This is a genomic window from Ferruginibacter sp. (genome assembly GCF_028288465.1).
Classification (GTDB): domain Bacteria; phylum Bacteroidota; class Bacteroidia; order Chitinophagales; family Chitinophagaceae; genus Ferruginibacter.
Genome location: NZ_JAQBNR010000069.1, coordinates 73,325 through 86,607, shown reverse-complemented (window position 1 = coordinate 86,607; position 13,283 = coordinate 73,325). Strand labels below are relative to the sequence as shown.

At 41.0% G+C, this 13,283-nt stretch carries 11 protein-coding genes and 8 tRNA genes; 16 read left to right on the top strand and 3 right to left on the bottom strand.

Annotation, left to right across the window (positions count from 1 at the left end):
• The first annotated feature begins 40 nt into the window (after nucleotides 1-40).
• Entirely contained in the window at nucleotides 41-1,483 is a 1,443-nt protein-coding gene (locus JWR61_RS26160) for an ATP-dependent endonuclease (RefSeq protein WP_301930597.1), read from the top strand.
• Nucleotides 1,484-1,610: 127 nt separating this feature from the next.
• Here JWR61_RS26160 and JWR61_RS26155 read toward each other — a convergent pair whose 3' ends face one another.
• Nucleotides 1,611-1,844, bottom strand: a complete 234-nt coding sequence (locus JWR61_RS26155; RefSeq protein WP_301930596.1) for a hypothetical protein — start codon at nucleotides 1,842-1,844, stop codon at nucleotides 1,611-1,613.
• A 214-nt stretch (nucleotides 1,845-2,058) separates the two neighbouring features.
• Between JWR61_RS26155 and cax the strand changes: the two genes are divergently transcribed.
• From cax to JWR61_RS26080, 15 genes are all read left to right on the top strand, one after another.
• Nucleotides 2,059-3,117: a calcium/proton exchanger gene (cax, locus tag JWR61_RS26150; RefSeq protein WP_301930595.1), complete on the top strand. Its 1,059-nt coding sequence runs from the start codon at nucleotides 2,059-2,061 to the stop codon at nucleotides 3,115-3,117.
• A gap of 119 nt (nucleotides 3,118-3,236) precedes the next feature.
• A complete protein-coding gene (locus JWR61_RS26145) occupies nucleotides 3,237-6,443 on the top strand; it encodes a VIT domain-containing protein (protein WP_301930594.1) in 3,207 nt (1,068 codons plus the stop codon).
• A 434-nt stretch (nucleotides 6,444-6,877) separates the two neighbouring features.
• Complete coding sequence (locus JWR61_RS26140) at nucleotides 6,878-7,084, top strand: hypothetical protein (RefSeq protein ID WP_301930593.1); 207 nt, start codon at nucleotides 6,878-6,880, stop codon at nucleotides 7,082-7,084.
• A gap of 78 nt (nucleotides 7,085-7,162) precedes the next feature.
• Nucleotides 7,163-7,235 (top strand) — tRNA-Pro (locus JWR61_RS26135).
• 6 nt (nucleotides 7,236-7,241) lie between these two features.
• Nucleotides 7,242-7,314 (top strand) — tRNA-Glu (locus JWR61_RS26130).
• A 55-nt stretch (nucleotides 7,315-7,369) separates the two neighbouring features.
• Nucleotides 7,370-7,441, top strand: a tRNA-Asp gene (locus JWR61_RS26125).
• Nucleotides 7,442-7,729: 288 nt separating this feature from the next.
• Nucleotides 7,730-7,802 (top strand) — tRNA-Arg (locus JWR61_RS26120).
• Between the two features lie 98 nt (nucleotides 7,803-7,900).
• Nucleotides 7,901-7,977 (top strand) — tRNA-Lys (locus JWR61_RS26115).
• A gap of 92 nt (nucleotides 7,978-8,069) precedes the next feature.
• Nucleotides 8,070-8,152, top strand: a tRNA-Ser gene (locus tag JWR61_RS26110).
• 129 nt (nucleotides 8,153-8,281) lie between these two features.
• Nucleotides 8,282-8,366: transfer RNA gene (locus tag JWR61_RS26105), tRNA-Ser, on the top strand.
• Nucleotides 8,367-8,508: 142 nt separating this feature from the next.
• Nucleotides 8,509-8,580, top strand: a tRNA-Phe gene (locus JWR61_RS26100).
• Between the two features lie 192 nt (nucleotides 8,581-8,772).
• Nucleotides 8,773-9,261, top strand: coding sequence for a ribonuclease H-like YkuK family protein (locus tag JWR61_RS26095; protein ID WP_301930592.1), 489 nt, complete (start codon nucleotides 8,773-8,775; stop codon nucleotides 9,259-9,261).
• 36 nt (nucleotides 9,262-9,297) lie between these two features.
• Nucleotides 9,298-10,443: an AAA family ATPase gene (locus JWR61_RS26090; RefSeq protein ID WP_301930591.1), complete on the top strand. Its 1,146-nt coding sequence runs from the start codon at nucleotides 9,298-9,300 to the stop codon at nucleotides 10,441-10,443.
• 236 nt (nucleotides 10,444-10,679) lie between these two features.
• The gene (locus JWR61_RS26085; protein ID WP_301930590.1) at nucleotides 10,680-11,138 is read left to right on the top strand and encodes an RtcB family protein; all 459 of its coding nucleotides are present in this window, start codon (nucleotides 10,680-10,682) and stop codon (nucleotides 11,136-11,138) included.
• Entirely contained in the window at nucleotides 11,129-12,121 is a 993-nt protein-coding gene (locus JWR61_RS26080) for an RtcB family protein (RefSeq protein WP_301930589.1), read from the top strand. Before JWR61_RS26085 ends, JWR61_RS26080 begins: the two co-directional genes overlap by 10 nt.
• A gap of 48 nt (nucleotides 12,122-12,169) precedes the next feature.
• Here JWR61_RS26080 and JWR61_RS26075 read toward each other — a convergent pair whose 3' ends face one another.
• Nucleotides 12,170-12,781: a hypothetical protein gene (locus tag JWR61_RS26075; RefSeq protein WP_301930588.1), complete on the bottom strand. Its 612-nt coding sequence runs from the start codon at nucleotides 12,779-12,781 to the stop codon at nucleotides 12,170-12,172.
• The gene (locus JWR61_RS26070; RefSeq protein ID WP_301930587.1) at nucleotides 12,768-13,259 is read right to left on the bottom strand and encodes an RNA polymerase sigma factor; all 492 of its coding nucleotides are present in this window, start codon (nucleotides 13,257-13,259) and stop codon (nucleotides 12,768-12,770) included. Before JWR61_RS26070 ends, JWR61_RS26075 begins: the two co-directional genes overlap by 14 nt.
• Nucleotides 13,260-13,283: the final 24 nt, after the last annotated feature.

Below are 13,283 nucleotides of genomic sequence, written 5' to 3'. Positions count from 1 at the left end.
GGCATTAAGAAATTATAAATACATTTGAATAAAAGGAGATATGCATATAACGGGTATTAAGTTACAAAATATAAGAGCGTTCGAAGAAGTTGATATCCAGCTTTCCAAGTCCATCAACCTTTTTGTCGGTCAAAATAATTATGGCAAGTCAACTATTTTAAACGCTATTCACTTTTTACAAGGAAATTTTCTTAATGGCGATGACGTGAGATTGGGCGAGTATTTATCAACTATTGTATTGAGTTTTGAAACTGAAAATGTTAGTGTGATAAGGTCAACTGCTCAGCTTATCAACAGCATGTTCAATGGTATTAGTGACGACAGTTTAAAAAAGGAGATAGTAATTAAATTGAGTAGAGAAGGAAGTGTAAGTAAAATAATTCCAAAAGTAAATGTGAATTCTGGCAATTTTGCATTTAAAGATTTTCCTATAGCAGAACCTGACAATCTAATTTATCCCTTTCTTTCAAAAAGAAAAGTTGTTAACTATAGTGAAACAATGAATTTAAAGAGTTCAACATCTGTAAAGGGAAATTTCGAAGATTTGTATGCAAAAATTGATCGATTATGTAACGAAGATTTTAAACCTGCGGCCGGAGAATATAAAAGAGCATGCATGGACATACTCGGTTACAGAATTTCTACTGTAACTTCTGAAAAAGGCAAAAAGGCAGCTTTGGTTATCAAAAACATGGAGCATATCCCTATCACCGCTATGGGAGAAGGGGTTGTAAATATTGTTGGATTGATTGTAGATTTATGTTTGGCTGAAAGGAAAATATTTTTGATTGAAGAATTAGAAAATGATATCCATCCCAAAGCTTTAAAAGGGCTTTTGAATTTAATAATCGAAAAATCGAAAACAAATCAATTTTTTATCTCTACCCACTCAAACATTATAGTAAAATATCTTGGTGCTGACTATGGTGCTGAAATATTTAAAGTATCCATGACGTTTAGAAATTCTGATTTTCCTATCCCAATATCAACGGTGAATAGAGTCTTAAACACTGAGGAAGATCGAAGATTGCTTCTGGAAGACTTAGGATATGAATTTAATGATTTTGGTTTATGGAACTCATGGCTTTTTTTAGAAGAATCATCGGCAGAAGTCCTCATTAGGGAGTTTCTTATTCCACAATTTTGTATAGAGCTCTCTGGAAAATTAAGAACATTTTCTGCCAACGGCTTATCCGAGGTTGAACCAAAATTTAGGGATTTCAATAATCTATTTGTGTTCCTTCACCTGACAGAAACCTATAAAAACAGAGCGTGGGTTGTAGTTGATTCAGGAGATAAAGAGAAAGAAATAATTGATAAGATGAAAACATTTTATGTTGAAAAAAATGGATGGAATGACGGTAATTTCCGGCAATTAACCAAGCATGATTTCGAAGAGTATTACCCAAAAGAATTCAGAGAAAAATTTGAGCTAAACAAAAATTTAGCGAAAAAAAGAGAGAATTTAAAAAGCAATTATTGAACGAGTTAAGAAATTGGATTGCAGAAAATCCAGAACTGGCAAAAATTGAATTTCAAAAATCTGCGTCAGAGGTAATTGAACTGCTTAAGGAAATAGGGAAATCTGTTTGCTGAAACTACAGTACATTTTAGAAATTTTTAATTATTTCCTTTATCTCCGGCCTAAAACTCTCCAGGTCTTTTTCGTCAATGTACACATCCATAAAAATATTTGATACAATCACCAAATACCTGCCGCCTGTAAGCCCGTCGTACCGCCGGCGAATGGCGTAATCTTTACCATATACTGCTTTAAATATTTTGTGATAGGCTTCTTTACTGCGGCGAATTCCCCTGCCGCCAATCTTGTAGAATGCTTTCAAAATTTTCAAGCCCTTCTTTGAATTCAGCGTGAAGGCCCTTGTCAATAGCTGCTCTGGCTATTTTCTTTTCGGCTTTTGTTAATTCATACATGGCAAAAATGTTAAGTGCTGTAAAATTAATATAGTCGTCGAAAATTATTACTTCAATAAAAAATGCGTCGCATTAGCTGTTATTTACTATTTTGAATTATCTATCATTTCAACCAACCTGTTTATGTCAAAAAAAGATATCATCACCATTGCCGGCGCCATCATCATGAGTGTTGTAGCCGGCCTTGCAACTAAGTTTGAACTGAATGCAGTACTGCTGTTTGTACTCACTGCTGTGGCGCTGGTATTTTTGGCAATGACAGTCGGCCACGCCACCGACCAGCTGGGTAGCCGCATGGGGCCCGCTTCAACAGGCGTATTGCAATCAGCGCTGGGTAATTTGCCTGAATTGTTTGTCTGCATTTTTGCATTAAGAGCCGGGCTGGATAAAGTGGTACAAGCCGCATTGATTGGCTCTATTCTCGGCAACTCATTGCTGGTATTTGGGTTGGCATTGCTCATCGGCGGACTAAAAAACGGCACACAAAAATTTCAATCGGAGCCACCTAAAATGATTGCCACTTTAATGCTATTGGCCTTTGCGGCGCTTGCGATACCCACACTTACGAAAGAATTACATACCAGTGCAGAAAGCCATTTGAACACATTGAATATAATGGTGGCAATTGTGCTGTTACTGGTATTTGTTGCCAGTCTTACTTTTTCTATAAAGGGAGATAAAACAATGGTGCCATCCGATGGTGCTGAAGTACATGCAGCTTCCTGGTCAATGCCACTTACCTTGGTGATACTCGCCGGCGCCGGCGTGGGTGCAGCTTTTGTAAGCGACTGGTTTGTAGAAGCCCTGCAACCGGCCATGAAAACACTCGGCATCAATGATGTTTTTGCAGGCCTTGTAGTAGTGGCCATTGCAGGCAATGCCATCGAAAATTTAGTAGGCATTCAACTGGCGTATAAAAACAAAGCCGATTATGCGGTGAGTGTTATTTTAAACAGTTCTTTACAGGTCGCGTTGGGGCTTTTTCCCTTACTTGTTTTAATGTCATTCTTCCTGGGCGGAGCCGTATTGTCTTTTGTATTAAGTCCGTTGTTACTGGCAGCCCTGGCTCTGGCTGTTATAGTAAATGCTTTCATAGTTTTTGACGGCGAATCGATCTGGCTGGAAGGTGTTGCCCTGGTGGGTCTGTACATCATTATTGCGGCGGCGTTTTGGTGGGGGTAGGTCATAGCCAATACAATAGTTTTAATTTACGTGTTTAAATTAACGTGAAGAATCTCCGCTAATATTTTTATCCGCTTTATGTAATCAATATTTTCTCAGCATCCGTTTAAAAAACTGCCATGAGAAATATATTGTTGCTCGCCTGCATATTAGTACTTACACAACTACACGCTCAACCCCAGTTACAGAAATGGAACAGGCAGATGCAGTTGAAAAATTGCACCATCAATGTAAAGTGCGGACAGTTTACAGCAACCACTTTTATAGAAATGGAATTTTATAATCCTTATGAACAGGAACTGGAAGGCTTGTACCAGTTTCAGCTACAACCAGGTCAGGCAATTACTGCGTTTCAACTGGAACTGAATGGAAAGTACCGGGATGGTTCGCTGGAAGAAAAATGGAAAGCCACCAATGCGTATAATAGAATTGTAGGCAAGCGCATCGATCCAGCCTTGCTTTCCATGGATTATAAAGACCATTATAGCCTTCGTATATACCCGGTACCAGCCAAAGGCAGCCGGAGAATTACTTTTGCCATTCAGCAATTACTCATGGTGGAAGACAATCACCTGCAATATATACTGCCGCTAAACATTCCTGATACAGTAAAGCAATTTCATTTAGCAATACAAACCACAAGTGATGGAGAGAAGCCAGTGAGCCGTGGTCTTATTTCGGATAAACAATTCACCCCGGCGGGTGATCATTACCAGCTGATATATGAAGCTGCACACGTTGCGTTAAAAAACGCCCTCTCTTTTTTTATACCACTTGTAAATAAAACCACCATTTGCAGCGATACTATTGGCGGGCATACTTATTTTGCGCTGCGTTATCAGCCAGGCGGTGATACTGTTTATAAAATTAGTCCTAAAGAACTGACTATTTTCTGGGATGCATCAGCTTCTGCGCAATACCGGGACGTTGACAAAGAAATCAATTTTCTTCAACAGTACATCGCTTACCATGCCATCCGGAAAATGACCATTGTGCCTTTTAATTACAAATTACTGGACACCGCGATTTTTGATCTGGATAAAAAGAATGACCATCTGTGGAAGCAATACCTGCGCAACATGACCTATGATGGCGCTACACAGTTGGGTTGTATTACGCTGAATACAAACCTGGCCGGCATCGCAATGTTATTTACCGACGGAAAAAATACCTATGGTAACAAAAAGCCGAAGACGAATGGAGCCCTATTATTTTGCATCACCAGCGCCGTTACACCCGATATGCAGGCAATGCGGCTGATTGTTGGTGCCGGCGGTGGTAAGGTGATTGACCTGAGAAAGACAACGATGATGAATGCAATTGACCTATGCAGCCATGCGGAAAATTGGTTGCTGAATGTAACCTCCGCCAGTAGCAAGATCGTGGTGGAGCAATCGTTTCCTCTCAAAATTGATCAGGCACTTATGATCAATGGTAGTAAGACAAACAAAGCCGATACGTTATTTTTTCACTATGGAAATGGCAACACTGCATCAGGAATGGAGCAGCTTATTTTGCCAGCTGAAAACAATTGCAATGAGCCCGCTATAAGCCGTATTGCAATGCTGCAACGTTTTGATAAAATATTGTTAGGCCCTGCCTGGGAAGATGTATTGGATTTTGGTTTGGAAGAAAATGTGGTAACACCCAATACGGCTTATATTGTTTTGGAGAGGGCGGAAGATTACATGAAATACAACATAGAAGCACCGAAAGATCTGCAGGAAGAATGCAAACTTTTAAGGTATGTAAAATCAAATACCCGCACACAGCGCATGCGCATAAAACAGCAGGATGATTTTGATATCATCAGCAATGTTGTGAACGTTTACAATGAACGGATAAAAAAAATAAATAAAGATGAAGTGCCCATTCATTTAAACAGGCAGGATGTTGAGAATATAGATCACAAAGAAGCAGCTGCTCCGGATGCCGCAAATCAATTAGACGGAAGTAACGCAATTACAGGCAAAGCCTTAGGACTAAATGTTGGCAGCAACCACCTCGATGAAGTGGTGGTAGTTGGATACGGGGCAGTCTCCAAAAGAAGCGTGACGGGTGCAATAACATATGTCCGCGGAAATGAACTTGGACCTGCGGGTACAGTAGAGCAGGCATTGCAGGGAAGAGTAGCTGGATTAATGGTGACACAAAATGCTGGCATGCCGGGTAGTGCCGCCACGATTATGATAAGGGGCGCATCGTCTATCAGCGCTAACAGCTCTCCATTGTTTGTGCTGGATGGTATGCCGGTTTCAGGTAATATCAACGACCTGATCAACCTCAATAATATCGAATACATTACCGTATTAAAAGATGCACAAGCCGGGGCAATTTATGGTTCAAGAGCGGTAAATGGCGCTATTATCATTACCACTAAAAAGGCACGCAACTATTACAACTATTATCACTATAAAAGCTACCGGTTAAAGGATATGGAAGATGTGGAATACATGCAGGAAATTAAGGAGGTACCTGTGAAAGAAAAATTAATTGTTTATAAAAAATTAATGGAAGAACATGCTACAGAAACAGGTTTTTATTTTGATATGGCACAACATTTTTTTGACAATGGATTAAAAACAGATGCAGTGAATATACTGATGAATGCCGCTGAAGTCGGCGGCGGAGAGGCAGTACAGCATTCGGTTGCATGGTTGTTAGAGAGCTGGAAAATGTTTGACAATGCTATCGCAATTTATGGGCAACTGGCAGCAGATAACAACCACAATCTTTCACTAAAAAGAGACCTGGCATGGGCTTATTACCAGCAGGGAAATTACCAACGGGCTGTGGCCATTTTATATGACGCTGTTAAAATAAATACAGAAAATAAGGAAACTGAAAACCTTGCCATAAAGGCAACTATGCTGTATGAAATGAATGAGATTATCCGGGCGCATAAAAGTCTGCTTGACCTGTCTTTAATTCCAGCTGCACTGATAAAAGAAATGCCATCCGGTTTAAGAATCGTAGTAGATAAAAATGATGGAAGTAATGCTCAACTTTCAGTAGTTGAACCAGGTGGAAAAGTGATTTCAAAAAGTGATGATTCAACAAAAAGTGGTGCGGTTATTTATGCAAATAATTATTGGTATTATGGAAACAATGGCCCGGTGATTTACCAGGTGAAACAGGCAAAGGCCGGTAAATATAAAATACGGCTTAACTATTATGGTGGTTATCACAGTAATGATTTTCCTTCATTTGTGCGGATTAAAACATTTAAACATTTTGGCGAAAAAAGTGAGTCGATCGAAATTGAAAATGTGATCATGGATAATCAATATGGTGACATAGAAATTGGTAGTGTTGATTTTAAGTAAAATAAAGAAATATTAATTCCCCTGAAACCATTGATTTTACAGGTGTTTCAGCCACCTTACTTTTATTACAACAAAAATATTTTTTAAAAATATTTGGCAGAATGAAAAAAATAATTCCATCTTTGCAACGCAAAACAAATTATAACCAACAACAAAAAATGTTTCAACGCAATCAACATATAGCAACAACAAAATGGTATGGTCCGTTAGCGGATTGTTCATTTTCGGGGGCAAATTGTATTACACCTTAGTTACCAAACTAACTGACTACAACATGGCCCCGACAAAAAGTTGGGGTTTTTTTATGCCATAAAAATAATCGCATCACAGTAATAAAATAATTGGAATGATAAAAAACAAATTACATCAATCGCCGAATCGCTTAGCGTGGAATATGGATAGTACCCATCTGTATTTTGATACAAGTGTGTGCAATGATGAACCATATAGACGACCGTGTAATTTACCAACCTGACAGGCAAAACCTGTTAGCGTGCGAGCCCGGTCAGATTGAAAAATCTAACCGGGCTTTTTGTTGGGCGCTGGTTTATAAAAAGGAACAAATGAAAATGATCGCGGCCATTTTTCTTTTCAGGATGATCGTAATACAACTGGAAAAATTAACGGCAAGAAAAAAATAAATAAAGAGATGTCAAAGGAGGAGTAGCGTTCCCTGTGAGATGCAACAGGGGCGCTATTTTAAACGCAGTAGGAAAAATATAGCAGCATTCCAATTGGTTGGATACTCCGCCTGGAACGGAGAGGATACAGGTCCGAATCCTGTCTGTTATACGAGTTGGTCTGTTCATCTAAGGGTTCAGGATATCGGGCTTTCTACCTGAGTATGCCGGTTCGAATCCGGTACAGACTACAAACTCTTTGAAGCGTGGCGTGCAATATTGTTTCAGCCGGTACTCCGCCATAAAGGTTCGTTGGTGTAACGGCTAACATCACAGATTGTCGATCTGTTGAAACGGGTTCGATTCCCGTACGAACCGCAAACCTGGATTGAAACAAGAAGTTGTCTCTGGCTTAACAGGCAAAGTAGCACACTGTGAATGTGAAGAACAGGGTTCGAGTCCCGGAGACAACCAGGTTAAAATTGGCTCATAGCTCAATGGTTAGAGCAGGAACCTATACGTTCCAGGTTAACAGTTCGAGCCTGTTTTAGCCAACGTTAAAAAATAATGCGGTTGAGTGTAATGGTAACATCATCTTCTTACTCTTTTTCTAAGAGGTAAACATAAGAAGGTTTTATCCGGTTCAAGTCCGGAAGCCGCACAAACTGGCTCATAGTTCAACGGATAAGAATACTGCGCTACGAACGCAGAGATAAAAGTTCGATTCTTTTTGAGCCAACAACAAATTGTGGTTTAGAGTAATAGTAACTCAAAGGTCTCATAAGCCTTACCTGCAAGTTCTCCCGATGGCTATCGGGATTGTGGCCGCAAAAAAACAGTTTCGTAGCTCAATGGTCAGATGCACCGGACTTTTAATCCGGGGGTTGAAGGTTCGAATCCTTCCGGAACTACCAATTGGATGAATAGCTCAATGGCAGTCCGCTGGCCGGCGGATGTTAACGGAAGGGTTGAAAGTTCGAATCTTTCTTCGTCCTCAAAATATGTTGGAGAGTTGACAGAGTGGTATGTAACGGCCCGCTAAGCCGTCATCGTTGATTCGGTGCAAAGGTTCGAATCCTTTACTCTCCGCAAAACCGGGTGGGCGGTTTTATCATGTGCGTGCGACGAAGTTGGAGAGTCGTAGCGGTCTGTAAAACCGTTGCTTTTTTAGCTGAGTAAGTTCTACCGATAGCTATCGGGAATTACTACTCACACAAAGGAGAGAGTCCGAATGGTCATGGAAGCTGTCTTGAAAACAGACTGGGTGTAAAAAGCCTCAAGAGTTCGAATCTCTTTCTCTCCGCAAAACCCTGTCGGCGGTTATAAACCCCGGCAGCGGTTGTTGAAAAAAAGAAATTTTAAAGAGTCTAAAATAATTGTTTGTTGATAGATGAATTCGATAATGAGGAAAGAGGGATCAATCAAAAAATCTGTCACAGACAAACGGACGAATAGCTCTAACGGTAGAGCACTGCGTTGAAGCCGCAGGGGTACAGGTTCGAATCCTGTTTTGTCCACAGTAAAATATCAGTATGATGTAACGGTAGCACGATAGCTTCCAGCACTATCTGTCAGGGCTCGAATCCTTGTATTGATGCAACAATAAAATGTGGACAAAGATGGATGATGGTTTGTCGTACAAGTGAGTGACACAACGATGACGCCATGAAAAACAACTGCTGGTAAGCAAAACAATAAAACATGCAACGATGGAAACTGATCAACAGCAATGGAGAAAATTGAATGGACAAAAAATACGCATCCCGATTGAAGAGGAAGTAAGGGCTGCTATTGCCAGGGAAAGAGCGGGCGGGCATGAGCTGAAAGTATGCATCGGTACCGACAGCCAGGTGAAAGGAAAAGAAACTGAGTTCGCTACCGTAATCGTTTTTATCCGGAAAGGTAAAGGAGGTTTTATGTACATCCGCAACGAAGTGACCCAACAAAAAATGAGCATTAAAGAAAGGATGCTGGTTGAAGTGGCGAAGAGTATTGAAGTGGCGTACCCGTTGTGCAATATTTTCAGCCGGTACAGTGTAGATATGGAAGTGCATGTGGACATCAATACCAATCCGAATTTTAAAAGCAATGATGCGCTGAGAGAAGCGATGGGTTATATACTGGGAATGGGCTTTGTATTTAAGGCCAAACCGGATGCTTTTGCAAGCAGCAGTTGCGCTAATAAAGTGGTGCAATAATATTTTATAAAAAAGAAATAATTAAAATTTACAATCATGCAATTTATAATAATCATCATACTGATATGGCTGATATGCTTTGCTGTAGCAAGTTTTGCCGGCCGCTTTCGAAAGCTGCGGCTTTGGGTGAACGCATACAGGTCGCTGGGATTTTTTGATCATCAGTACATAGAAAGCAAAGCATTTTTTACTTACCAGTTTAGAAAAGTACCTACAGTGGTCTATATAGATGAAGTGGATGTAGCAAAAGCTTTTGAATACATAAACAGCGAATTAAAAAGTTTGCAGGTGAATATTTATCAATCCTGCGACTATAGCCATGAGAGAAACAGGCAGGAATTCACCAGGACAATTTTCGTGCTGAACAACAATGTTATTATTGAGTTGGGGACTGACTATGCTGAAGTATTGCATCTGCCGAATGATCTTGTTTTTTCAGCAGCGTTGGTGAATAAACTGGCGGCATTTAAAATGCCGGAAAAGAAAAAGGCTTTTGAAATTAATATCATAACGCATACTGCAGCGGGACTTGATTTGAAGCAGTTGGATATTGAACCAACACACCTGGACATTGACCTGTATTACAATGATGACTTTAAAGAAATTGATGGCATCATCCGCAAAAGGCTGGAACAAAAAAGTGACAAGGGTATTATACTGTTGCATGGCTTGCCAGGCACTGGTAAAACAACTTATTTGCGTCACCTGATTGGAAGTATCAATAAACGGGTATTGTTTTTATCACCTGCAGTGGCTGGTAATCTGATGAACCCTGAATTTATGGATTTGTTGATTGACAATCCAAATGCAGTACTGGTGATTGAAGATGCGGAGAACATCATTATGGACAGAAGGTTTAGCGGCAACAGCAGTGTGAGTAATTTGCTCAACATCAGCGATGGTTTGCTGAGCGACTGCCTGAATGTACAGATCATCTGCACTTTCAACAGTGCGTTGAACACCGTAGACAGCGCTTTGCTGCGAAAGGGAAGATTGATAGCTAAGTATGAGTTTGACAAATTGAGTGTGAGTAAGTCTCAGCGGCTGAGTGATGAATTGGGGTTCAATATAACAATTGAAAAGCCAATGACACTTGCAGAAATAGCGAACCCAGATGAGATGGATTTTGCACAACCTGCCATACAGGTTATGGGTTTTAGAAGAGAGGCACTGATGAATTAATAGAAGCTATGCCGGGAGTATAGCCTACTCCTGGCCCGCTTCATACAATGCCGGAGATGGAGACAATTGATTAAATGACTATGAATTAATCTGCGCTTAATAAAAGCCGTATATTAATTCTACCATTGAATGGAGCGTCGCCACTGAAGTCTAATCAGGGCTATCCGCTGGAATCCAAATATAATTAAAACAAAAAAAATCAGCGCCCTCAGCGAATTCTGCGGGCAAAATAAAAAATGAGCAAATCAAAATTAACCGGAAAACAAATCCGTGCCATTGGCTACGAAGAAGGGCCTGTGGTGAGTGTGGCCATGCATACCATGTGCACGCACTTTAAACATGCTACCGAAGAAGAAGCACTGACAATATTAAAAGATATTTTAGCGGCACCGGAAAATTACCTGGCAGATGAAGTATTATCTAAAATTGCAGAGAAACTAATGGCAGTAGAAGAAGCCGAAGCAATAGAAATTCCTTTGAATGAAAACAGCGTTGCGTATAACGTCTTCGGTGCAAAACATATTGACGAGGGTGCTTTGGCGCAAATGCGAATAGCAGCTAAATTACCGGTGGCTATCGCCGGTGCTTTAATGCCCGACGCACACCAGGGGTACGGACTGCCGATTGGTGGTGTGCTGGCAACAGACAATGCCATTATTCCTTACGCGGTGGGCGTAGATGCAGAATGTGCCTGAGTATTTTCGCCATTGACCCGGAGGAACTGAAAAAGCGGGAAGCATATTTTCAAAGAGAATTGGTGGCGCATACATTGTTTGGTGCAGGCCGGGAATTCAGCGACAGCAGGGATCACGAAGTAATCGACCGTAAAGAATTTAGCGAGATCGCTTTCCTAAACGGCTTACAACACAAGGCCTTAAAGCAATTGGGTTCCAGCGGTAGCGGTAATCATTTTGTGGAATTTGGTAAAGTGGAAATTAGTGATGCTGACAACCCGATGAATTTACCAGTTGGAAATTATGTTGGCCTGTTAAGCCATAGCGGAAGCCGCGGCATGGGTGCTACCATTGCGAATCATTACACACAAATTGCCATGCAAAAAATGGTGTTGCCAAAAGAGGCAAAACATTTGGCGTGGTTGGGCCTGGATACGGAAGAGGGAATGGAATACTGGCTGGCAATGAACCTGGCAGGTGATTATGCAAGTGCCTGTCACCATACCATCCACGAAAAAATTGCTAAGGCGATTGGTGAACAACCATTGGCTATGGTAGAAAATCACCACAACTTTGCATGGAAAGAAATGTGGGAAGGCAAGGAAGTAATTGTGCATCGCAAAGGCGCCACGCCTGCAGGTAAAGATGAACTTGGCATTATTCCGGGCAGCATGACGGCACCGGGATTTATTGTAAAAGGTAAGGGCGAAACAGCTTCTTTAAATTCTGCGTCCCATGGCGCCGGAAGAAAAATGAGCCGGAGCAAAGCGCTCGCCAACATCACGCATGAAGCCTTGAAAAAAGAGCTGAAAGAGCATGGAGTAAAACTGATCGGTGGCGGACTGGATGAAGCACCTTTTGCCTACAAGGATATCAACGAAGTAATGCAAAGCCAGACAACATTGGTGGATGTGTTGGGTAAATTTTATCCTGCCATTGTGCAGATGGATGGTAACGATCCGAAGAAATTCAGGAAGCGAAAGGATGAAATTGTAGGGGAGTAGATTTGTAATTTATAAACGGCCGCCGCCTAAAAAGTAGCGGCCGTTTTCTTATTCGGATTTCTTCAATTGCCCTTCGATCGACTTTAAATCATTGATGATTGTCTGCAACCGGTTGTCTTCTTTTTTTAAATTTTTTCTGCCAAGATAAAAGTAGGCAAATAACATCCACGCGGCATATACGCCGATAAAAATCAGCACATTCACAACAGGCCTTCCCGTAAATATTTCTACCATATAAATTGCCATGGCAACATTCAGCAGCAAATAATACACCGGCATGTTCCAGCGGTTTTGTTTTTTTCTCAGATCGTAATAGGCTTCCCATTGTTGCAGGTGAGCAGCCGGTTCAACGGTATCATCAATGGTTTTTATCTTTTTATAAGTGGCATACATAAAGCCAGCCTGCACCAGGCAAATCAAACATATCAGCACCATGCCGCCATACGTGTACCAGTGTTTAAAATTGAGGTTACCAAACAAGGCAAGGCATGCAATAAATATAGCTGTAATGGTAAGCGCTATCGCGCCATGTAATTGAGGTTTTTGCAATTTCATTTTTGTTGTTTTTGTATGGGTTATACTATCCAGTATTTCTCTGCTGACTTCGCCACCCTTAGCTGGCTGCTGCCACATATTTTTTAATGAATCAAAGTCCTGCATGGCTGTTATAAATTTGAGTGAGTTGTTTTTTAATGCGGTGAATTTTTACCCGGAGGTTGGCTTCCGTAATGCCGGTGATGGAAGCGATCTCTTCATAAGGTTTGTCTTCCAGCACCAGCGTGATAATAACACGTTCCGTTTCCGGCAACTGGCTGATACATTTGTACAGCAATTGTACTTCCTGTTCTTTGGTATTAATATCCTCCGGCAGCATGGCAAGCGAAGTGGCTTCAATATCCACCAATGTGGCCGTCTTTTTCCGCAGGTGTGTGAGACAAGTGTTTACGGCAATGCGGTAAATCCAGGTACTCCATTTTGCATCGGCCCTGAACTGTTGCATGTTATTCCACACAGCAATAAAAGTTTCCTGTAACAGATCCTGCGCCAGCACCGCATCACCGGTATAACCAAGACATAATTTTTTTATGCCTTCGCCATATTCGTTGTACAGCCTTGTAAATTCGTCTTGCTGATTCATGCGGTTAAAAATACTTGTTGATTC